Origin of the sequence: Shinella zoogloeoides (assembly GCF_003574625.1) — a bacterium.
In the GTDB taxonomy this organism is placed as follows: Bacteria; Pseudomonadota; Alphaproteobacteria; order Rhizobiales; family Rhizobiaceae; genus Shinella; species Shinella zoogloeoides_A.
Genome location: NZ_QNUJ01000006.1, coordinates 58,829 through 79,470 on the forward strand (window position 1 = coordinate 58,829; position 20,642 = coordinate 79,470).

Annotated in this window: 20 protein-coding genes; 12 read left to right on the top strand and 8 right to left on the bottom strand. The window is 66.0% G+C overall.

Annotated features, from left to right (window positions below; all coding sequences use genetic code 11):
- Positions 1-8: 8 nt before the first annotated feature.
- Both preA and DSD28_RS13090 read right to left on the bottom strand, forming a co-directional pair.
- Positions 9-1,322 carry an NAD-dependent dihydropyrimidine dehydrogenase subunit PreA gene (gene preA / locus DSD28_RS13085; protein WP_119256855.1) on the bottom strand — a complete coding sequence of 438 codons (1,314 nt, stop codon included), beginning with the start codon at positions 1,320-1,322 and terminating at the stop codon, positions 9-11.
- A gap of 12 nt (positions 1,323-1,334) precedes the next feature.
- Complete coding sequence (locus DSD28_RS13090) at positions 1,335-2,696, bottom strand: NAD(P)-dependent oxidoreductase (protein WP_119256856.1); 1,362 nt, start codon at positions 2,694-2,696, stop codon at positions 1,335-1,337.
- A gap of 257 nt (positions 2,697-2,953) precedes the next feature.
- On the opposite strand from DSD28_RS13090, the gene DSD28_RS13095 reads away from it, so the two are divergent.
- The 9 genes from DSD28_RS13095 (at position 2,954) to DSD28_RS13135 (ending at position 13,012) form a co-directional block, all read left to right on the top strand.
- Positions 2,954-3,907: a sugar-binding transcriptional regulator gene (locus tag DSD28_RS13095; RefSeq protein WP_119256857.1), complete on the top strand. Its 954-nt coding sequence runs from the start codon at positions 2,954-2,956 to the stop codon at positions 3,905-3,907.
- A 157-nt stretch (positions 3,908-4,064) separates the two neighbouring features.
- A complete protein-coding gene (locus DSD28_RS13100) occupies positions 4,065-5,375 on the top strand; it encodes an ABC transporter substrate-binding protein (RefSeq protein ID WP_119256858.1) in 1,311 nt (436 codons plus the stop codon).
- Between the two features lie 249 nt (positions 5,376-5,624).
- A complete protein-coding gene (locus DSD28_RS13105; protein WP_119256859.1) occupies positions 5,625-6,497 on the top strand; it encodes a carbohydrate ABC transporter permease in 873 nt (290 codons plus the stop codon).
- 11 nt (positions 6,498-6,508) lie between these two features.
- Complete coding sequence (locus tag DSD28_RS13110; protein WP_119256860.1) at positions 6,509-7,333, top strand: carbohydrate ABC transporter permease; 825 nt, start codon at positions 6,509-6,511, stop codon at positions 7,331-7,333.
- Positions 7,334-7,346: 13 nt separating this feature from the next.
- Positions 7,347-8,348, top strand: coding sequence for an ABC transporter ATP-binding protein (locus DSD28_RS13115; RefSeq protein WP_119256861.1), 1,002 nt, complete (start codon positions 7,347-7,349; stop codon positions 8,346-8,348).
- Positions 8,345-9,118, top strand: a complete 774-nt coding sequence (locus DSD28_RS13120) for an L-iditol 2-dehydrogenase (protein ID WP_119256862.1) — start codon at positions 8,345-8,347, stop codon at positions 9,116-9,118. Before DSD28_RS13115 ends, DSD28_RS13120 begins: the two co-directional genes overlap by 4 nt.
- Positions 9,119-9,178: 60 nt before the next feature.
- Positions 9,179-10,663 (top strand): mannitol dehydrogenase family protein, encoded by a 1,485-nt coding sequence (locus tag DSD28_RS13125; RefSeq protein ID WP_119256863.1) that lies wholly within the window; start codon positions 9,179-9,181, stop codon positions 10,661-10,663.
- A 76-nt stretch (positions 10,664-10,739) separates the two neighbouring features.
- A complete protein-coding gene (locus DSD28_RS13130) occupies positions 10,740-11,432 on the top strand; it encodes an HAD family hydrolase (protein ID WP_119256864.1) in 693 nt (230 codons plus the stop codon).
- Positions 11,432-13,012 (top strand): FGGY-family carbohydrate kinase, encoded by a 1,581-nt coding sequence (locus DSD28_RS13135; RefSeq protein WP_119256865.1) that lies wholly within the window; start codon positions 11,432-11,434, stop codon positions 13,010-13,012. Before DSD28_RS13130 ends, DSD28_RS13135 begins: the two co-directional genes overlap by 1 nt.
- A 301-nt stretch (positions 13,013-13,313) precedes the next feature.
- Here DSD28_RS13135 and DSD28_RS13140 read toward each other — a convergent pair whose 3' ends face one another.
- Positions 13,314-14,108 (bottom strand): response regulator, encoded by a 795-nt coding sequence (locus tag DSD28_RS13140; RefSeq protein WP_119256866.1) that lies wholly within the window; start codon positions 14,106-14,108, stop codon positions 13,314-13,316.
- 234 nt (positions 14,109-14,342) lie between these two features.
- Between DSD28_RS13140 and DSD28_RS25925 the strand changes: the two genes are divergently transcribed.
- The 3 genes from DSD28_RS25925 to DSD28_RS13155 all read left to right on the top strand — a co-directional run bounded on the left by DSD28_RS25925 (position 14,343) and on the right by DSD28_RS13155 (position 16,642).
- The gene (locus DSD28_RS25925) at positions 14,343-14,456 is read left to right on the top strand and encodes a NepR family anti-sigma factor (RefSeq protein WP_162911410.1); all 114 of its coding nucleotides are present in this window, start codon (positions 14,343-14,345) and stop codon (positions 14,454-14,456) included.
- A 7-nt stretch (positions 14,457-14,463) separates the two neighbouring features.
- Positions 14,464-15,018 carry an RNA polymerase sigma factor gene (locus DSD28_RS13150; RefSeq protein ID WP_119256868.1) on the top strand — a complete coding sequence of 185 codons (555 nt, stop codon included), beginning with the start codon at positions 14,464-14,466 and terminating at the stop codon, positions 15,016-15,018.
- Positions 15,019-15,136: 118 nt separating this feature from the next.
- Positions 15,137-16,642: an HWE histidine kinase domain-containing protein gene (locus DSD28_RS13155; RefSeq protein ID WP_119256869.1), complete on the top strand. Its 1,506-nt coding sequence runs from the start codon at positions 15,137-15,139 to the stop codon at positions 16,640-16,642.
- A 72-nt stretch (positions 16,643-16,714) separates the two neighbouring features.
- Here the strand turns inward: DSD28_RS13155 and DSD28_RS13160 are convergent, their stop codons facing one another.
- From DSD28_RS13160 to DSD28_RS13180, 5 genes are all read right to left on the bottom strand, one after another.
- Positions 16,715-17,146 (bottom strand): hypothetical protein, encoded by a 432-nt coding sequence (locus DSD28_RS13160; protein WP_119256870.1) that lies wholly within the window; start codon positions 17,144-17,146, stop codon positions 16,715-16,717.
- A gap of 66 nt (positions 17,147-17,212) precedes the next feature.
- Positions 17,213-17,611, bottom strand: a complete 399-nt coding sequence (locus DSD28_RS25930; RefSeq protein WP_162911387.1) for a glycine zipper domain-containing protein — start codon at positions 17,609-17,611, stop codon at positions 17,213-17,215.
- A gap of 136 nt (positions 17,612-17,747) precedes the next feature.
- Positions 17,748-18,536, bottom strand: a complete 789-nt coding sequence (locus tag DSD28_RS13170) for a heme ABC transporter ATP-binding protein (RefSeq protein ID WP_119256872.1) — start codon at positions 18,534-18,536, stop codon at positions 17,748-17,750.
- Positions 18,537-18,543: 7 nt separating this feature from the next.
- Positions 18,544-19,665 carry a FecCD family ABC transporter permease gene (locus DSD28_RS13175; RefSeq protein WP_119256873.1) on the bottom strand — a complete coding sequence of 374 codons (1,122 nt, stop codon included), beginning with the start codon at positions 19,663-19,665 and terminating at the stop codon, positions 18,544-18,546.
- Entirely contained in the window at positions 19,652-20,602 is a 951-nt protein-coding gene (locus DSD28_RS13180; protein WP_119256874.1) for a heme/hemin ABC transporter substrate-binding protein, read from the bottom strand. Before DSD28_RS13180 ends, DSD28_RS13175 begins: the two co-directional genes overlap by 14 nt.
- Positions 20,603-20,642 lie beyond the last annotated feature (40 nt).

Sequence of the window (20,642 nt, forward strand, 5' to 3'; positions counted from 1 at the left end):
GGGTTGGCTTACTCCGCTGCCTGGCGGGCCGCCGGGTTGTTCGGATGGGTCGTCCAGTTGGCGTAGTTCGGGTCGACGGGCTTGCCGGTGCGCTGGTCGAGCGTGCCGGGTTCGAGGCCCACCATGGTGATGCAGTTCTCGACCGGGCAGACGTTGACGCAGAGATTGCAGCCGACGCACTCGTCCTCCATCACCTCGAAATGCCGGACGCCGTCGACGAACTGGGTGATCGCCTGGTGCGAGGTGTCCTCGCAGGCGATGTGGCAGCGGCCGCACTTGATGCAGGCATCCTGGTCGATATGGGCTTTGGCGATGTAGTTGAGGTTGAGATACTGCCAGTCCGTGACGTTCGGCACGGCGCGGCCGCAGATGTCGTCAAGGCTGCGGTGGCCCTTGGCGTCCATCCAGTCGGAAAGGCCTGAGATCATCTCCTGCACGATCTTGAAGCCGTAGGTCATGGCTGCCGTGCAGACCTGCACGTTGCCTGCGCCGAGCGCCAGGAACTCGGCGGCGTCGCGCCATGTCGTCACGCCGCCGATGCCGGAGATCGGCAGGCCGTAGGTCTCCGGGTCGCGGGCGATCTCGGCCACCATGTTGAGTGCGATGGGTTTGACCGCCGGCCCACAATAGCCGCCATGCGTGCCCTTGCCGCCGACCGTCGGGTTGGGGGCGAAGCTGTCGAGATTGACCGACACGATGGAGTTGATCGTGTTGATCAGCGACACGGCGTCTGTGCCGCCGGCCTTGGCCGCGCGGGCGGGCTTGCGGATATCGGTGATGTTCGGCGTCAGCTTGGTGATGACGGGCATGCGGGTATACTGCTTGCACCAGCGCACGACCATCTCGATATATTCCGGCACCTGGCCGACCGCCGCGCCCATGCCGCGCTCGGACATGCCGTGCGGACAGCCGAAATTGAGCTCGATGCCGTCCGCGCCGGTCTCTTCCACCAGCGGCAGGATCGCTTTCCAGCTCTCCTCCTCGCAGGGCACCATGATCGAGGCGATCAGCGCCCGGTCCGGCCAGTTCATCTTGACCTGCTTCATCTCGATCAGGTTCGTGTAGAGATCGCGGTCGGTGATGAGCTCGATATTGTTGAGACCGAGGAGGCGGCGGTCGGCGCCCCAGATCGCGCCGTAGCGCGGGCCGTTGACGTTGACGACCGGCGGGCCTTCTTCGCCGAGCGTCTTCCAGACCACGCCGCCCCAGCCCGCCTTGAAGGCGCGCTCGACATTGTAGGCCTTGTCGGTCGGCGGCGCGGAGGCCAGCCAGAACGGGTTGGGCGACTTGATGCCGACGAAATTGTTGCGAAGATCAGCCATGTCTCATCTCCCTCAAGCGACGGCAACGGAAGGCTGCGCGCCGGCAGCCAGTATGCGGTTGATCGAATCGGCCGCGTCGCGCCCTTGCGCGACAGAGGTGACCGTCAGGTCCTCGCCGGCCTTCACGCAGTCGCCGCCGGCCCAGACATTGGGAACGGAGGTGCGGCCCTCGGCGTCGACGGCGATGCGGTTGCCGGCCATGGCGAGCAGGCCGAGCCCGGCCGCCTCGAAGGTCTGGCCGATGGCCTTGAAGATCTGGTCGGCGGCGAGCGCCCCGGTCTCGCCGGTGCCGACGAGCCTGCCGTCGCGCATCTCGGTATATTCCACCTCGATGCCGGCGACATGGCCGTCGCGGGCGATGACGCGCTTCGGCTGGAGCCAGTGGCGGATCATCACGCCCTTGGAGGCGGCGAGGTCCTGCTCGAAGGGCGAGGCGTTCATGTGCTCCTTGCCGCGGCGGTAGCAGATCGTCACCTCTTCCGCGCCGAGGAGCTTTGCCTGCACGGCGGCGTCGATGGCCGTCATGCCGCCGCCGATGACGACGACGCGCCGGCCGACCGGCACGCTCGCCTTGTCCCCGGCCTGCCGCAGCTCGGCGATGAAATCGACGGCATCCACGACGCCGGGCAGGGTCTCGCCTTCCGCGCCGAGCGCGTTGACGCCGGCAAGGCCCATGCCGAGGAAGACGGCGTCGAAATTGGCGGTGAGGTCGGCGAGCGTGAAGTCACGACCGAGCTTCAGGCCGTTCTTCACCTCGATGCCGCCGATGGCAAGCACGTAGTCGACCTCGCGCTGGGCGAAGTCGTCGACGGCCTTGTAGGTGGCGATGCCGTATTCGTTGAGGCCGCCGGCCTTCTCGCGCGCCTCGAAGATCACGACGTCATGGCCGTTCATGGCGAGGCGGTGGGCGCAGGCGAGACCCGCCGGGCCGGCGCCGACGACGGCCACGGCTTTGCCCGTGTGGGCCGCGCGCTCGTAGAAATGCTGGTTCTCCGTCATCGCGACGTCGGTCGCGTAGCGCTGGAGACGACCGATTTCGACGGGGCGATGCTCGGCGGTGTTGCGCACGCAGGCCTGCTCGCAGAGCGTCTCGGTGGGACAGACGCGGGCGCACATGCCGCCGAGGATGTTCTGGTCGAAGATGGTCTTCGCCGAACCGATCGGGTTGCCCGTCGAGATCTGGCGGATGAACAGCGGAATGTCGATGGAGGTGGGACAGGCCGTCATGCACGGCGCGTCGTAGCAGAAGTAGCAGCGGTCGGCTGCGACCAGCGCCTCATGGTCGTCGAGGCGCGGGTGGAGGTCGGAAAAGTTCGTCTCGTATTCGGCCGGCGCAAGACGCCCCCGATGAATCCCAGATTGCGTCGTTCCCATAGTTATCTCCCATTCGAGTGGGCTTTTTGAATAGAAGAACGGTAACCCAGCTTTATTTTTTTATCAAACGGTAAAACTTCAAAAGAAATGCTGGTTTTTCAATGGTTGCAGCGAAAATAAACATGAGTAATCGGGTTATCTTTTTGCGGCGTCAATAAAGCCGTGCGGCCTTGCCTGTCTTTCCTGCGCCATCACGCGGCGTTTGACAGGCCGGGGGAAAAGATGCAGCAAATCTTATGAAACGAACGGGGTAGACGATGGCGAAGCGGACGGAAACAGCCGGGCGGCTGGACGATGCGGCAAGGGCCGGCTGGCTCTACTATGTCGCCGGCCGCACGCAGGACGAGATCGCCTCGGCCATGGGCATTTCCCGCCAGTCGGCGCAGCGCCTCGTGTCGCTTGCCGTCGCCGAGCGGCTGATCAAGGTTCGCCTCGACCATCCCATCGCCGAATGCCTGGAGCTGGGCGAAGCGCTCAAGCGGAAATTCGGCCTCGTGCATGTCGATATCGTGCCGAGCGATCCGGGCTCCACCTCCACGACGATCGGCATCGCCGAGGCGGGGGCGGCCGAGATCGAGCGCTGGCTTAAGAAGAGCGAGCCCATCGTGCTCGCCGTCGGTACCGGGCGCACGCTGAAGGCGGCGATCGACCAGCTTCCGGCGATGGAGTGCCCGCAGCACCGTATCCTGTCTCTCACCGGCAATATCGGGCCGGACGGCTCGGCCGCCTATTACAACGTCATCTTCTCCATGGCCGACGCGGTGAAGGCCCGGCACTATCCGATGCCGCTGCCCGTCCTCGTCTCCTCGACGGAGGAGCGCGATCTCCTGCACCGGCAGAGCCTCGTGCAGTCGACGCTTCAGCTCGGCCGCGAGGCGGATGTCGCCTTCGTCGGCATCGGCGAGCTCGGCGCCGACGCGCCGCTCTGCCTCGACGGTTTCCTCGATCCCGAAGAGATGGCGCGGCTGATGGAGGAGGGCGCGGCCGGCGAGATCTGCGGCTGGATGTTCGACAGTAATGGAAGGCTGCTCGACGGCAGCATCAACGAGCGCGTCGCCTCCGTGCCGCTGCCGCCGCGCGAGACGACCACGGTCATCGGCCTTGCCAAGGGCAAGCGCAAATATGCCGCCCTTCTCGCCGCCCTCAGGGGCCGCATGATCAATGGCGTGATCACCGACGAAGCGACGGCGCGCGACCTGCTTTCGGCCTGACGGCGTTTTCGCCCGGCAGAAATTTTCCATGAGATTCAAGGCATGGCTGCGTGCATTGTGCATTGCAGCAACGAATGGTCGTTGACTTCCTGCGGCATTGTGTGAGTAATTGCCCATGAGCGAAGCAAATGCTCATAACCCTTCTGGGAGGAAGATGATGAATTTGAGAACCCTTCTGCTGGGCACCTGCTCGGCTGCTCTTCTTGCCGGTTTCGCCAATGCCGAAACCCTCACGATCGCTACCGTCAACAACGGCGACATGATCCGCATGCAGGGGCTGACGGAAGACTTCACCACCAAGAATCCGGACATTCAGCTCGAGTGGGTGACGCTCGAGGAAAACGTGCTGCGCGAGCGCGTCACGACCGATATCGCGACGAAGGGCGGCCAGTACGACATCGTCACGATCGGCAACTACGAAGTTCCGATCTGGGCGAAGCAGGGCTGGCTGGTCGCGCTCGACGGCCTCGGCGACGACTATGACGTCGACGACCTCCTGCCGGCGATCCGCGGCGGCCTTTCCGTCGACGGCAAGCTCTATGCCGCGCCGTTCTACGGCGAATCCGCCATGATCATGTACCGCAAGGACCTGTTCGAGAAGGCCGGCCTCAAGATGCCCGATTCCCCGACCTGGGAATTCATCGGCGATGCCGCCCGCAAGATCACCGACCGCAGCGCCGACATCAACGGCATCTGCCTTCGTGGCAAGGCGGGCTGGGGCGAGAACATGGCGTTTCTCTCCGCGCTCAACAACTCCTTCGGCGGTCGCTGGTTCGACGAGAAGTGGCAGCCGCAGTTCGACCAGCCGGAGTGGAAGGCCTCCCTCCAGTTCTATGTCGACCTGATGAAGGATGCCGGCCCGCAGGGCGCCTCGTCCAACGGCTTCAACGAGAATCTGACGCTCTTCCAGCAGGGCAAGTGCGGCATGTGGATCGATGCGACGGTCGCCGCTTCCTTCGTTTCCAACCCGAAGGACTCGACGGTCGCCGACAAGGTCGGCTACGCGATCTTCCCGGATACGGGTAACGGCAACCATGGCCATTGGCTGTGGTCGTGGAACCTCGCCATTCCGGCAAGCTCGACCAAGGCGGAAGCCGCGCAGAAGTTCATCGCTTGGGCGACCGGCAAGGGCTACACCGAGCTCGTCGCCAGCAAGGAAGGCTGGGCGAACGTTCCTCCGGGCACGCGCACCTCGCTCTACAAGAATGCCGAGTACGAGAAGGCAGCGCCCTTCGCGGCTCCGACCCTTGCGGCGATGGACGCGGCGGACATCACCAAGCCCTCGGTCAAGCCGGTGCCCTATACGGGTGGCCAGTTCGTCGCGATCCCGGAATTCCAGGGTCTCGGCACGACGGTCGGCCAGCTCTTCTCGGCCGTGCTCGCAGGCCAGTCCTCCGTGGACGACGCGCTGGCACAGGCCCAGACGACGGCCGTGCGCGAAATGACCCGCGCCGGCTACATCAAGTAAGCCTCCTCCCCAAGGACGGGCTGCCCGGAATGCGTTCCGGGCAGCCGAGGACGCGGGGTTTCGTGCTCGGCGTTTGCCTCCCCCTGCCGGGACCTTCTCCCCGCAGGCGGGGAGAAGGAGGAAAACGGCGCGCCCATCGTTCCTCTCCCCGCCTGTGGGGTGAGGATGCCGGCAGGCAGGTGAGGGGCCGCTGGCGGCATATATGATCTGACAGCATCGGCCGGCCGCACCGGCCCTCGGGAGGAAATCATGGCGACGGAGAATACGCGCGGGCTTGCGCGGCTGATGTTGGCGCCCTCTGTGGGCTTGCTTCTGATCTGGATGATCGTGCCGCTGGCGATGACGCTGTGGTTCTCGTTCCAGAACTACAACCTGCTGAACCCTGCGAATGTCAGCTGGACGGGGCTCTTCAACTACCAGTTCTTCTATACCGATCCGGCCTTCTTCCAGTCGATCTGGAACACGCTGATGATCGTCGGCGGGGTGCTGCTCATCACCGTCGTCGGCGGGATCGCCATCGCGCTTCTCCTCGACCAGCCGGTCTGGGGGCAGGGGATCGTGCGCATCATGATCATCTCGCCCTTCTTCGTCATGCCGCCGGTGGCGGCGCTGGTGTGGAAGAATATGATCATGCATCCGGGCTACGGGGTGCTTGCGGATATCAACCGCGCCTTCGGCTTCCAGCCCATCGACTGGTTCGCCCAGTTCCCGCTGCTCTCCATCATCATCATCGTCGCCTGGCAATGGCTGCCGTTTGCGACGCTCATCCTGCTGACCGCCCTGCAATCGCTCGACGGCGAGCAGAAGGAAGCGGCCGAGATGGACGGCGCGGGCTTCGTTTCCCGCTTCATCTACCTGACGCTGCCGCATCTCGCGCGCGCCATCACGGTCGTCATTCTCATCCAGACGATCTTCCTGCTCGGCGTCTATGCGGAAATCCTCGTCACCACCAATGGTGGTCCGGGCTATGCCTCGACGAACCTCGCCTTCCTGATCTACCGCACCGCGCTCCTCGGCTACGATGTGGGCGGCGCCTCCGCCGGCGGCATCATCGCCGTCATCCTCGCCAATATCGTCGCCATCTTCCTGATGCGCGCCGTCGGCAAGAACCTGGACAAGTAGGGAGAGAAGCCATGGCAAGAGCCGTTTCGACCCGCCACAAGGTTGTGGCCACGATCGCCGCCTGGATCGTCGCGCTGATCATCTTCTTCCCGATCCTCTATACCGTCATCACCTCGCTGAAGACGGAGCCGGAGGCGATCAAGGGCTTCAGCCTCATCCCGTCCTTCACGCTGGAAAGCTACGTGACGGTGCAGACCCAGCGCGACTATCTCAAGCCCTTCATGAACTCGGTGGTCATCTCCGTCGGTTCCACGCTGCTGGCGCTTATCGTCGCCATCCCCGCCGCCTGGTCGATGGCCTTCGCGCCGACGCGCCGGACCAAGGACATCCTGATGTGGATGCTCTCGACCAAGATGATGCCGGCCGTCGCCGTGCTGGTGCCGATCTACCTGATCTTCCGCGACACGGGCCTTCTCGACACGCGCTTCGGCCTCACCGTCATGCTGACGCTGATCAACCTGCCGATCGTCGTGTGGATGCTCTACACCTACTTCCGCGAAATCCCCGGCGAGATCCTGGAAGCGGCCCGCATGGACGGAGCGACGCTCTGGGGCGAGATCGTGCATGTGCTGACGCCGATGGCGGTGCCGGGCATCGCCTCGACGCTGCTGCTCAACATCATCCTCGCCTGGAACGAATCCTTCTGGACGATCCGCCTGACGACGACCAACGCCGCGCCGCTCACGGCCTTCATCGCCTCGTTCTCAAGTCCGCAAGGGTTGTTCTGGGCGAAACTCTCGGCGGCATCCACGCTCGCCATCGCCCCCATCCTCATCATGGGATGGTTCAGCCAGAAACAGCTTGTCCGCGGCCTGACCTTCGGCGCCGTGAAGTAAGGGGAGGGAACTCATGGGCAAGATCATCCTGAAGAAAGTCAACAAGTCCTTCGGCGCGACGCAGGTCATTCCGGGCATCGACCTCACCATCGAGGACGGCGAGTTCGTGGTCTTCGTCGGCCCGTCGGGCTGCGGCAAGTCCACGCTCTTGCGCCTCATCGCAGGCCTGGAGGACACGACGAGCGGCGCAATCGAGATCGACGGCAAGGACGTCACCGCCGCCGCCCCCGCCAAGCGCGGGCTCGCCATGGTGTTTCAGTCTTATGCGCTCTATCCGCATATGAGTGTCGCCAAGAACATCGCCTTCCCGCTGAAAATGGCGAAAATGGATCAGGCGGCGATCGACAGGAAGGTGACGGAAGCAGCACGCGTGCTGAACCTCACCAACTACCTGGAGCGGCGGCCGGGTCAGCTTTCCGGCGGTCAGCGCCAGCGCGTGGCCATCGGCCGCGCCATCGTGCGCGAACCGTCGGCCTTTTTATTCGACGAGCCGCTGTCCAACCTCGACGCGGCGCTGCGCGGTACGATGCGGCTCGAAATCAGCGAGCTTCATCACCAGCTCAAGACCACGATGATCTACGTCACCCACGACCAGGTGGAGGCCATGACCATGGCCGACAAGATCGTGGTGCTGAATGCCGGCAATATCGAGCAGGTCGGCTCGCCGCTCGATCTCTACAACAAGCCGGACAACCTCTTCGTCGCCGGCTTCATCGGCTCCCCGCGCATGAACTTCGTCACGGGCGAGGCGGCAAGGCCATGGAACGCGCCGACCGCCGGCATCCGTCCGGAGCACCTGAAGCTCTCCAAGGAGAGCGGCACCTGGAAGGGCGTCGTCGGCGTCGCCGAGCATCTCGGCTCCGACACCTTCCTGCATGTCAATGTCGACGGCGTCGGCACGATGACGGTGCGCGCGGACGGCGGCTTCCCCGTCACCCATGGCGACACCGTCTACCTGACGCCGGACGAGACCCGCATCCACCGCTTCGACGACAAGGGAATGGCGATCCGATGAACAGACTGGAAGGCAAGAGCGCGCTGATCACCGGATCGGCGCGGGGTATCGGCCGCGCTTTCGCGGAGGCCTATGTCCGCGAGGGCGCGCGCGTCGCCATCGCCGACATCAATATCGAGCGGGCCGAGGCGACCGCGAAGGAGATCGGCCCTGCGGCCTATGCGATCCAGATGGACGTGACGCGGCAGGAGTCCATCGACGCGGCCATCGGGACCTGCGTGAAGGAGGCCGGCGGGCTCGACATCCTCGTCAACAACGCCGCGCTCTTCGATCTCGCGCCGATCGTCGAGATCACGCGGGAGAGCTACGACAGGCTGTTCTCGCTCAATGTCGCCGGCACGCTCTTCACAATGCAAGCTGCGGCGAAACAGATGATCGCGCAGGGCCGCGGCGGCAAGATCGTCAATATGGCGAGCCAGGCCGGCCGGCGCGGCGAGGCGCTCGTCGCCATCTACTGCGCCACCAAGGCGGCGGTCATCAGCCTGACCCAGTCGGCCGGGCTGAACCTCATCAGGCACGGCATCAACGTCAACGCCATCGCCCCCGGCGTGGTCGACGGCGAGCACTGGGACGGCGTCGACGCGCTCTTTGCGAAATACGAGAACCGGCCGCTCGGCGAGAAGAAGCGCCTCGTCGGCGCCGAAGTGCCCTTCGGCCGCATGGGAACGGCGGACGACCTCACCGGCATGGCGATCTTCCTGGCCTCTGAGGAGAGCAACTACGTCGTCGCCCAGACCTACAATGTCGACGGCGGCAACTGGATGAGCTGAGCCCGCGCCGAACGCGGGCCCGGCAAGAGAGATGACCGGACAGACCGGAAGGAATGGACCATGACCACGAAACTGTCGCTCGCCAATCTCAGGGAAATCGCCAGGACGGCAAGCGTGCCCGCCTATGAGCGCGGCAGCCTTGCGGCCGGCATCGTCCATTTCGGCGTCGGCAATTTCCACCGGGCGCATCAGGCGGTCTATCTCGACGACCTCTTCAATCTCGGCCTCGACCATGACTGGGCGATCATCGGTGCGGGCGTGCTGCCCTCCGATGCGGCGATGCGCGACAAGCTCGCGGGCCAGGATTTCCTGACGACCGTGGTCGAGCAGGACAACAACCGCTCCGGCGCGCGCGTCACCGGCGCGATGATCGGCTATCTCGCCCCCGGCAATGCGGCGGCGACCGTCGCCCGGCTTGCCGATCCGGCGATCCGCATCGTCTCGCTGACCATCACCGAGGGCGGCTATTTCATCGATCCGGCCTCCGGCGTCTTCGATCCCACCCATCCGGCGATTGCCGCCGACGCCGCCAATCCCGGCGATCCGAAGACCGTCTTCGGCCTCATCCTCGCTGGCCTCAGGGCGCGCCGGGAGAAGGGCATTGCGCCCTACACCGTCATGTCCTGCGACAACATTCCCGGCAATGGCGAGGTCACGCACGCCGCCATCTCCGGCCTTGCCCGTCTTTCCGATCCGGCGCTCGCCGACTGGATCGACGCCAATGTCGCCTTCCCGAACGGCATGGTCGACCGCATCACGCCCGCCACCGGGCCGCGCGAGATCGGCATCGCGGCCGACGACTACGGCATCGACGATGCCTGGCCGGTCTTCTGCGAGGAATTCAAGCAATGGGTGCTGGAGGATCATTTCCCGCAAGGCCGCCCGGCGCTGGAGAAGGCCGGCGTCCAGTTCGTGCCGGATGTCGCGCCCTACGAGCACATGAAGATCCGCATCCTCAACGGCGGTCATGCGGCCATCGCGTATCCGGCGGCGCTGCTCGACATCCATTTCGTGCACGAGGCGATGGAGGATGCGGATATCCGCGCGTTCCTCGCCAAGCTGGAGCGGGACGAGATCATCCCCGTCATCCCGCCCGTGCCGGATACCGACCTCAACGACTATTATGCACTCATCGAGCGGCGCTTCTCCAATCCGAAGATCGCCGATACGATCCCGCGGCTGGCGCAGGACGGGTCCAACCGCCAGCCGAAGTTCATCCTGCCCTCCACCGCCGACCGGCTGTCGCGCGGCGAGGACGTCGTCGGCCTCTCGCTGGTCTCGGCGCTCTGGTGCCATTATCTCGCCGGCACGACCGACAGCGGCAAGGATATCGTCTTCAACGATCCCAATATCGACCGCATCCGCGCCGCCGCGACGGCCGCCAGGGACGAGCCGCTCGCCTTCCTCGACATGAAGGACATCTTCGGCTCCGTCGGCACGTCGGAACTCTTCCGCCGGCGCTTTGCCGATGCGCTCCGCTCTCTTCAGAAAGAAGGAACGCGTGCGACGCTGAAGCGCTATCTGGAAGGCCGTCTCGCAAAGTGAGGAGATCGGCAATCGGGGCTTTTCATCGCGCGGGGCAGACAGTACCAACGGGGGCCTGAAAACGGAACGGAACGCCATGGCCGCCAAAGCGACAGAACTGGTCATCTTCGATTGCGACGGGGTGCTCGTCGACAGCGAACCCATCTCGATCACCGTTCTGGTCGAAGCGCTCGCCGCCGCGGGCGTCGCGATGAGCGAGGCGGAGGCGCACGAACGCTTTCTCGGCCGCAGCCTCAAGAGCATGTCGGAAATCCTGCATGACGAATACGGCCTTGCTGTAGACGCGGCCTTCCTCGAGGCCATGCGCAAGGTGCTCTACGAGCGCTTCCGTTCGGAACTCCAGCCGATAGCCGGCGTCGCCGAGACCGTCGATGCGCTCGGCGTCGCCCATTGCGTGGCCTCGTCCAGCCAGCCGGAGCGCATCCGGCTGTCGCTTTCCGTGACCGGTCTCCTCGACTGCTTCGAGCCGAACATTTTCAGCGCCAGCATGGTCACCCACGGCAAGCCGGCGCCGGATCTCTTCCTCCATGCCAGCGCCGAGATGGGTGTGGACCCCGCGCGCTGCGTGGTGGTGGAGGACAGCCCCGCCGGCATCATGGCCGCCAAGGCCGCCGGCATGCGGGTCGTCGCCTTCACCGGCGGCTCCCATGCGCGCACGCCCCGTCATCGCGACGCGCTGCTCGACCTTCGCCCCGACGCGCTGTTTGACGACATGCGGGAATTGTTACAGTTTGTCCGCGAGGAAGAGGACGTCGGGAAAGAGCATTGATGCGCGATCTGATCGTTGCGGTGGACATCGGCACGGGCAGTGCCCGCGCCGGTGTGTTCGACCGGAGCGGTGCGCTGCTCGGGCGTTCCGAGCATCCGATCGCCATGCGCCGCCCGGCGGCCGACCATGCCGAACACGATTCCGAGGATATCTGGCGCGCCGTCTGCGGCGCGGTCCGGCGTGCCTGCGCGGCGGCGGATGCGCGCCCGTCGCGGGTCGCCGCGCTCGGCGTGGATGCGACCTGCTCGCTGGTCGTCCGCGACGGGGCGGGAAAGCCGCTCGCCGTTTCCGGCGATGACGCGCGCTGGGATACGATCGTCTGGCTCGACCACCGGGCGCTGGAGGAGGCCGATGCCTGCACGGCGACGGCGCATCCGGTGCTTGATCATTCCGGGCGCGTGATGTCGCCGGAAATGGAAATGCCGAAGCTCATGTGGCTGAAGCGCCACCGGCCCGGGCAATGGGCCAAGGCCGGCTATTTCTTCGATCTCGCCGATTTCGTCACCTGGCGGGCGACGGGCTCGAATGCTCGCTCGCGCTGCACGATGACGGCCAAATGGAACTACCTTTCCCATGCGGAAAGGCCCTGGAGCGAGGATTTCCTCGCCGCGATCGGGCTCGAGGACGTGCGCGAGCGCGGGTCGCTGCCGCAAACGACCCTGCCCGTCGGGCAGGCGGTCGGGCGGCTCGCCGCCGGGGCGGCGGAAGACCTCGGGCTGGATACGGACTGCGTGGTCGCGAGCGGCCTCATCGATGCCTATGCCGGCGCCTTCGGCGTGCTCGGCCCGTTCGCCGGCGCGCCGGAAAAGCTGGAGCGGCAGCTTGCGCTGATCGGCGGGACGTCGAGCTGCATCGTCGCCTTCGCGCGGGAAAAGAAATTCGGCTACGGCATGTGGGGACCCTATTACGAGGCGGTCCTGCCGGGCCTCTGGCTGCTGGAGGGCGGCCAGTCGGCGGCGGGCGCGCTACTCGATCACATCGTCGGCACGCACAGCGCCGGCGGCGAGCCCACGGCGGCAACGCATGCCCGGATCGTCGCGCGGATCGGAGAACTGCGGGCCGAAGAGGGCGAGGCCTTTGCAGAGCGGCTGCATGTCCTGCCCGATTTTCACGGCAACCGCTCGCCGCTCGCCGATCCCCATGCCCTCGGCGTGATCAGCGGGCTGGCGCTCGATGCCTCCTTCGACGGGCTCTGCCGGCTCTACTGGCGGACCTCGGTCGCCATCGCGCTCGGCATCCGCCATATCCTCGAAAAGCTCGCCGACGGCGGCTATCCGCTCGATACGCTCCATGTCGCGGGCGGCCACGTGCGCAATCCGCTGCTGATGGAACTCTACCGGGACGTGACCGGCTGCCGTCTCGTCGTGCCGCAGACGCAGGACGCGGTGCTGCTCGGCACGGCGATGGCCGCGGCGGTTGCCGGCGGCCTCTATCCGGACCTGCCGGCGGCGGGATCAGGCATGTATCCGGGCGGGCGGGAATACCTGCCGGATACGACCCGAAAGGCCCGCTACGACCGGGATTTCCGGCGCTTCCTGGCGCTCTATCGCCATCGCGCCGAGCTCGACGCGATCGACTGAAAAAATCTCGAAAAATTTGCAACCGGGCGGAACCAAATCGTGCGTCGCGTGTTTCTAGGTCGTCACCGGTCTGCGCATATCCCCCAAATGCGAGGCCCTCGACCGGTGAACGACCACGACACCGTGTCCCCCTCCGGTCCGTGGATACTCAAGCAGCCAGTGCCTCCCCGGCGCTGGCTGTTTTCTCTTTGGGGCCTGCCCCGTCATGTCCGTATGGTCGGCATGGCAAAAAAAGGCGGCGGTGGGCGTGCCGTCCCACCGCCGCCAGCCGCGCCGCCGCTGCGGCTATCCGGGAGCGAGATCAGGCCGCTGCGCGGGTCTGCGGCGTAAAGAGGAGAGCCTGGTTGATCAGCACCTTCACCTGTTCGGGATTGAAGGGCTTGGAGACGAGGAAGGCCGGTTCGGGCCGCTCGCCGGTCAGGAGCTTCTCCGGGTAGGCGGTGATGAAGATCACCGGGATATCCGTGCGCGAGAGGATGGTGTTGACGGCGTCGATGCCGGAGGAACCGTCGGCCAGCTTCACGTCGGCGAGCACGAGGCCGGGGCGGCTGTCGCTCCACAGCGTCTCGGCCTCGGCCTGCGTGCGGGCGATTCCGGTGACGCGGTGGCCCATGCCGGCGACCATGTGGGCAAGATCGAGCGCGATTAGCGGCTCGTCCTCGATGATCATGATGCCCGTTTCCGCCTGTGCGGCGATTTCCGCGAAGGCGGCGTCGAGCAGGTCGCGGATGTCCGAGGCGTCCGCCTCGAGGATATCGGCGGTCTTTTCGACCGAGAAGCCCTCGACGGTTGCCAGCAGCAGGGCCTGCCGGCCGAGCGGCGGCACGCCGGAAAGATCGAAGGGCGCCTCCTTGCCCGGTGCGATGGCGCCGGCGGCCCGGCTCATGGAAACCGGCAGCGATGCGATGATGCGGCTGAGGAGCCCGAAGAGCCTTGCCTTGTCGTCTCCGCCTTCCGGCATGGTCGAGGGATCGATGAGGATGGTTTCCAGAGTGGCTGCCACATAGGCATCGCCGGAGGACTGGGTGCCCGTAAGGGCGCGGGCGTAACGGCGAAGCGCCGGAAGATGAGGTCCGATGCGGTCGGAAATCGGCATATTCTGTCCCCTGTTCTCGAATTGCTGCACTGGCAGTTGACGGTTTGAACGCGGCAATCAAATTTAGGTTCCGGGGAAGGGAACTTTTTTCGCCTGGCGGCATTTTCACGCCGAAATCTTCACCGGGGCGTGGAGCGTCAAAGATGAAAGTGGCCAAGAGTGAATAGTGTTGAAAAGCAGACGAGGGCGGGGACGTCCTCCAGAAAACCCGACGATCCGAACGGGCAGATCGCGATGAAGCTTCGCGCCTTCTACCATTCGGTTCAGGATGAGGCGCTTCCCCAGAGGTTCCTGGATCTTCTCGAAAAATTGGATGCTGTCGAAAACAGCGTGCAAAGGGCCGAGTGAGGAAGCAATGGACAGGGACCAGACCAATTTCAAACGAGAACTGCTGGCCGTTCTGCCGAGCCTGCGTGCCTTCGCCATTTCGCTGATCGGCCGCCACGACCAGGCGGACGATCTCGTGCAGGACACGATCATGAAAGCCTGGGCGAAGCAGGAACAGTTCGAGATGGGCACGAACATGAAGGCCTGGCTCTTCACGATCCTGCGCAACGAACTCTACAGCAAGCTGCGCAAGCGCGGTCGCGAGGTGCAGGATTCCGACGGCATCTTCACCGAAAACCTCGCCCAGCACCCCTCCCAGTACGGCTCGCTGGACATGCAGGATTTCAAGAAGGCGCTGGAAAAGCTGCCGGACGAACAGCGCGAGGCCATCATCCTCGTCGGCGCTTCGGGCTTTTCCTACGAGGAGGCGGCGGAAATCTGCGGCTGCGCCCTCGGCACGATCAAGAGCCGGGTCAACCGTGCCCGGCAGCGCCTGCAGGAGCTTCTGCAGGTCAGCGGCGAAAGCGACTACGGTCCGGACGCCGTGTCCGCGCCGATCACCTCTCGTGCATTCGCATCCTGATGGCAAAAGCCGCCCGTCATCGTGGCGGGCGGCGGAAAGATTGAGGGGGAACGGCGAAAATACATCCATTTGCTCGCATGGCGGGTGAAATCGGACGTGGAATCGCCTACCAAAGGGCATGAAGGACAACGCTCAGCCATTGCCGACCGGTGTAGCTGCGATTCTCGGCGCGCCGGAACGGCTTGCGGCGCTGCAAGCCGCCATGCCGGTCTTTCTTGGCCCCGATCCCGATTTCGACGACATCGCCGGCCTGGCCGCCGGTCTTGCCGACACTCCCATGGCCTTCGTCACCGTTCTCGGCCAGACGGACCAATGGTTCCTGGCGCGCCGCGGCACGCCGGAAATCCGCTTTCCCTCCCAGGAGACCTTTTGCGCACGGATGCTGGCGGAAAAGGGGGCGCCGCCGCTCATGGTGGCCGATGCGTCCAGGGATCCCCGCTTTTCCGGCCTGCCGAGCGTCAGCGGCGAGGCGCATGTTCGCTTCTATGCGGGCGCGCCGATCGTGATGGACGGCCAGCCCATCGGCACGGTCGCGGTCGCCGACAGGAAGGTCCGCACAGCCGCTGCCGACACCCTTCTGCCGCAACTCGCAAGGCTCGCCTCGCTCGCCGGCGTCCTGATCCGTCAGAAGGAAGAGGCGCGGCGGCGCATGCTGGCCGCCGAGGTCCTGTCGCGTGACGAGAAGCGTCATGCGCTGGCGCTCGACGCCGCCAATGTGGCGAGCTGGATGTGGGACCTCTCGACGGGCATCGTGTCGGGCAACGAGACCTTCCACCGCATGCTGGGCTTCCGTTCGACGCGGCCGATGAGCGCGCGCACCTTCTTCGGTGCGGTCCACCCCGCCGACCGCAAGACGACCATCGACCGCCTGCGCAATGCGCTCGCCACCGGCAAGGAATATGACGGCCTGTTCCGTGCGTCCAAGTCGGGCCGCTGGCTGCTCGGCCGCGGCCGGGTGCATGAATGGGACGCGGAGGGCAAGCCGACCCTCTTCCTCGGCATCAATGTCGACGTCACCGACGGGCAGCTCGCCTCCGAGCGGACGCGGCTCCTGCTGCGCGAATTGAACCATCGCGTCAAGAACACGCTTGCCATGCTGCAGTCGCTCGCCCGCCAGACCCTTCGCCAGACGAGCGATCCGGTGGAGTTCATGGATGCCTTCGCCGGCCGCCTGCAATCGCTTTCCGAGGCGCATGGGCTGCTCAGCGATCACGAATGGGGCGTCATCCATCTCAAGATGCTGCTGCAGAAGCAGATCATGCCCTATGCGCTCGATTACGAGAGCCAGGTCGAGATCCACAAGGACGAGGTGGAGCTGGGGCCGGACGAGGCCGTCGGCCTCGGCCTCGTGCTGCACGAGCTTGCCACCAATGCCCGCAAATACGGGGCGCTCTCGGTCGCCACCGGCAAGGTGGTGATCACGGCGCGCATCGTCAACGAAGAGGGCCGCCGCGTGCTCAACATGACCTGGCACGAGGTCGGCGGGCCGCCGGTCAATCCGAACGGGCGGCGCGGCTTCGGCTCCGTGCTGATCGAGCGCAGCCTCGACAAGATCCTCGGCAGCAGCGTGCATGTCGAATACCTGCCGAAGGGCGTGACCGCCGTCGTGCGGATGCCGCTGTAGTTTCAGGGAAATAGAACGGCCTTGTGCGCCCGTTCGGGCGCACGGTTCTCCTGTCGGAAATGGTGGGGATCGTCAGTCGTCGTCGCGTCGCGATTTCGGCGCGAGCAGGAAGCCGAGGGCAAGCGCCACGGCCGTCGCGGCGAAGGGCTTTTGCGTGGCGACGCTGGCGGCCGCGGCCATCAGGTCGCGGCGCGCGGCGAGTTGCTGCCGGCGGATGCGGCGCAGTTCCCGCTCCCGCCTGTTGCGGGCGGCGACGACGACGAGCACGATGATCGCCAGCACGAGGAAGCCGCCGGCAAGGCCGAAGAGGGCCGGCGCCGTGCCGTAGCGCTCGGCCAGCAGCACCGCGCCGCCGACGACGGCCAGCACATAGGCGGTGACGAGCAGCACGCCGGCGATCAGGCCGCCGATCGCGTTGCGCCGGGCGCTGTCGACCGTTTCTTCCACCCGGTCCGTGACGCGGGTGACGAGATTTTGCACGAGAATGGCCCCCAGTGACAGCATGCCTTGTGTGCTCCGCGGAAGTGGGGGGACGCAGGCGCGTCCCTGGATCGATCGTGAAGGGAAGGCTCAGCGCCGCAGCAGTGCGGCCAGCAGGAAGCCGGCGGCGGCGGCAACGCCGAGCGTCGTCAGCGGATGCTCCTTGACGGCCTTGCGGGCCATGCGGCCGGAATCCTGGTAGCGGGACTGGAGTTCGGAGAGGATGTCCTCGCCGGCGGCGATCATGTCGCGGAAGTCGCCTTCCGCGCGGTCCTTCAGGCCGTGCGCGGCGTCGCTCATCTCGGCCTTGGCCGCCCGGGCCCTCTTGCGGATGTTTCCCGCCCCCTTCGAGGCGTCGGTGGCGAGCAGGCGGGTGAGCGAGGCGATTTCCTCGCGCAGTTCCGTGATCTGGTCCTCGACGGCCTGGGCTTCGTCCTTGAGCCCGTTTTTGAGGGTCTTGCTGCGGGATGAAAACATTCCGTTGGCCATGCCGTTTCTCCTTTGCGGTCGCCCGCTTGCGCGCGGGCCGAACTGCGCTCCACCCCCTTGGCGGAACGGTCTTCCGGGGCAGAAAACGTGCAATGTCGCAAAAGGTTCCCTGGAGCTGCTCCAGGACGCTGGAACGTTAGGCCGAAGCGGTATGGGGCAGCACGAAGGGCACGCCCGCTTCGGGCACGCCGTTGATGCGCATGCGGCAGCCGAAGACGGCTTCCATCGCATCGTCCGTCATGACATCGGCCGGGTGTCCCGCCCGCTCGATGCGGCCGGCCTTCATCATCACCATGTGGTCGGCGAACATGGCGGTGAGGTTGAGGTCGTGCATGACGGCGATCACCCCGCCGCCGTTTTCGCAATAGCGGCGGGCGAGCTGCATGATGGTGAGCTGGTGGCGGATGTCGAGCGCCGAGACCGGCTCGTCGAGCATCAGGAAGCAGGGCTCGCCGTCGAGGATTGGCTCCCAGATCTGGGAGAGTACGCGGGCAAGCTGCACGCGCTGCTGCTCGCCGCCGGAAAGCTCCTGATAGAGCCGCCCGGCAAAGCCCGAAAGGTCGACGGCGCGGAGCGCCTCGGCGGTGATGGCGTCGATGCGGTCGGCATGGCGGTTCGGGCCGACGGTCAGGCCGAGGCGGACGATCTCGCGCACGGTGAAGGGAAAGGCGATGGTCGCGGCCTGCGGCAGTACGGCACGCTTGATGGCGAGTTGCCAGGGCTCGAGCGCGCGGATGTCGTGGCCGTTGAGGGTGATGTCGCCCTTGCTCGAAAGCTCGCCGGCGACCGCCTTCAGCGTCGTCGTCTTGCCCGAGCCGTTGGGGCCGACGATGGCGGTCAGCTCGCCGGCCTTCGCCTGCAGCGATACGCCTTGGACGATGGTCTTGCCGGACAGGCTGACCGTAAGGTTCCTTGTAGCGATCATTTCCGTCCTACCAGCCGTTCCGCGTGCGGTCGCGCAGCAGCACCCAGAGGAAGAAGGGCGCGCCGGCCAGCGCCGTGATGATGCCGATGGGCAGTTCCGCGGGGGCGACGATGGTGCGCGCCAGCATGTCCGCCCCGAGCATCAGCACGCCGCCGAGCAGCGCGGAGGCCGGCAGCAGGTAGCGATGGTCCGGGCCGATGACGATGCGCAGCAGGTGCGGCACCACTATGCCGACGAAGCCGATGCCGCCGCTGACGGCGACCGAGGCGCCGACGGCGCCCGCGACGGCGATGACTGCGGTGTATTTCAGCCGCTGCACCTTCACGCCCATGTGGAAGGCGGCGGCCTCGCCGAGGGTGATGGCGTTGAGCCCGCGCGACAGGAAGGGCACGACGAGGAGGGCGACGAGGATGATCGGGCCGGCGGCGAGAAGCTTCGTCCAGGTCATGCCCGAGAGCGAGCCGAGGCTCCAAAAGGTGACGTCGCGCAGCTGCTTGTCGTCGGCCATGTAGATGAGGATGCCGGTGACGGCGCCGGCAAGGGCCGCGATGGCGATGCCGGCGAGCAGCATGGTGGCGACGGAGGTCTGCCCGCCGCGCGTGGCGATCTGGTAGAGCAGCAGCGTCGTCAGAAGCCCGCCGAGGAAGGCGGCAAGCGGCAGCGCATAGGCGCCGAGCGCCAGCATGAGGCCGGCCGGCAGGCTGCCGCCGAGCACGATCATCAGCACCGCGCCGAGCGCCGAGCCCGAGGAGATGCCGACGAGGCCGGGATCGGCGAGCGGGTTGCGGAAGAGGCCCTGCATGACGGCGCCTGACATGGCGAGTGCCGCGCCGATCAGGAAGCCGAGCAGGGCGCGCGGCATGCGGATGTCGAAGACGATGATGCGGTCGCGCATGCTGAGCGCGGTGTCTTCCGCGCCGGTGAGGAGCGCGCCGATGACATTGACCGCGGATGCGTCCGATGCGCCGGTGGCGATGGACAGTGCGATCGCGGCGGCCGACAGGATGACGAGGAGACAGAGGGTGAGGCGGGCGATCGCGGTGCGGTCGCCGGCCGCCTGCCCGCCGGCGGCGCGCATCAGGAAGGACCTGCGTGCGACCGGGCCGCGCATGGCGTCATTGAGAGACATTACCGGGCTTGCCGTAGAGTTCTTTGTTGAGGTCGCTGACGGCCGAGGCGGTGCGCGGGCCGAAGCCGAGCAGGTGCAGGCTGTTCATGCGCAGGACCGTCTTGTTCTTGCCGGCCGGTGTCACGGCGATGGCGGGATGGGCGAGCACTTCCTCGTCCGTGCTGCCGGCGCCCGGGCGCGTCATGACCATGACGACGTCGGGCTTGGCGTTGATGACTGCCTCGTCGGTGAGCGGCTTGTAGCCGTCGAAGGTGCCTTCGGTGGCGTTGATCGCGCCGGCAAGGCCGATGATGCCGTCGGCGGCCGTGTGGTTGCCGGCGGCCATGATGCGGCCGTTCTGGAAGCTCAGGATGAAGAGCACGCGCTTGCGTTCGCTTTCCGGCCGCTTGGCGGCATCGGCGATGGCGCCGTCGAGTTCCGCGCCGACCTTCTCTTCCAGCGCCTTCGCCTTTTCCGGCACGCCGAGGAAATTGCCGACGACGTCGATCTTCCTGAGGATCGCGGCGCGGTCATAGCCTTCCGGCACGGTTTCGAAGGGAATACCGGCGCTCTTCAGCACGGCCAGCGCATCGGCCGGACCGCTGCCCTCCACCGCGAGGATCGCGGTGGGATTGACGGCGATGACGCCTTCCGGCGAGAGGGCGCGCATGTAGCCGACATCCGGCAGCTTCAGCGCCTCCTCGGGATACATGCTGGTGGAATCGCGCGCGACGATCCGCTCGCCTTCGCCGAGCGCATAGACGATTTCCGTCACCGCGCCGCCGATCGTCACCAGCTTCGACGTGTCGACCTTTTGCATGTCCTGTGCGGCCGCCTTGCGGACGAAGCCGCCGTCGACGGGCAGGGTGAAGGTCGCCAGCAGCGGGGCGGAAAGCGCGAAGACGGTGAGGGCCACTTCCCACGGGCGGGCGCGGCGCAGATCGAAGCTCTTGCTCATGATCGTAATCCTTGGGTCGTGGTCCCTGATGGTGCTCGTC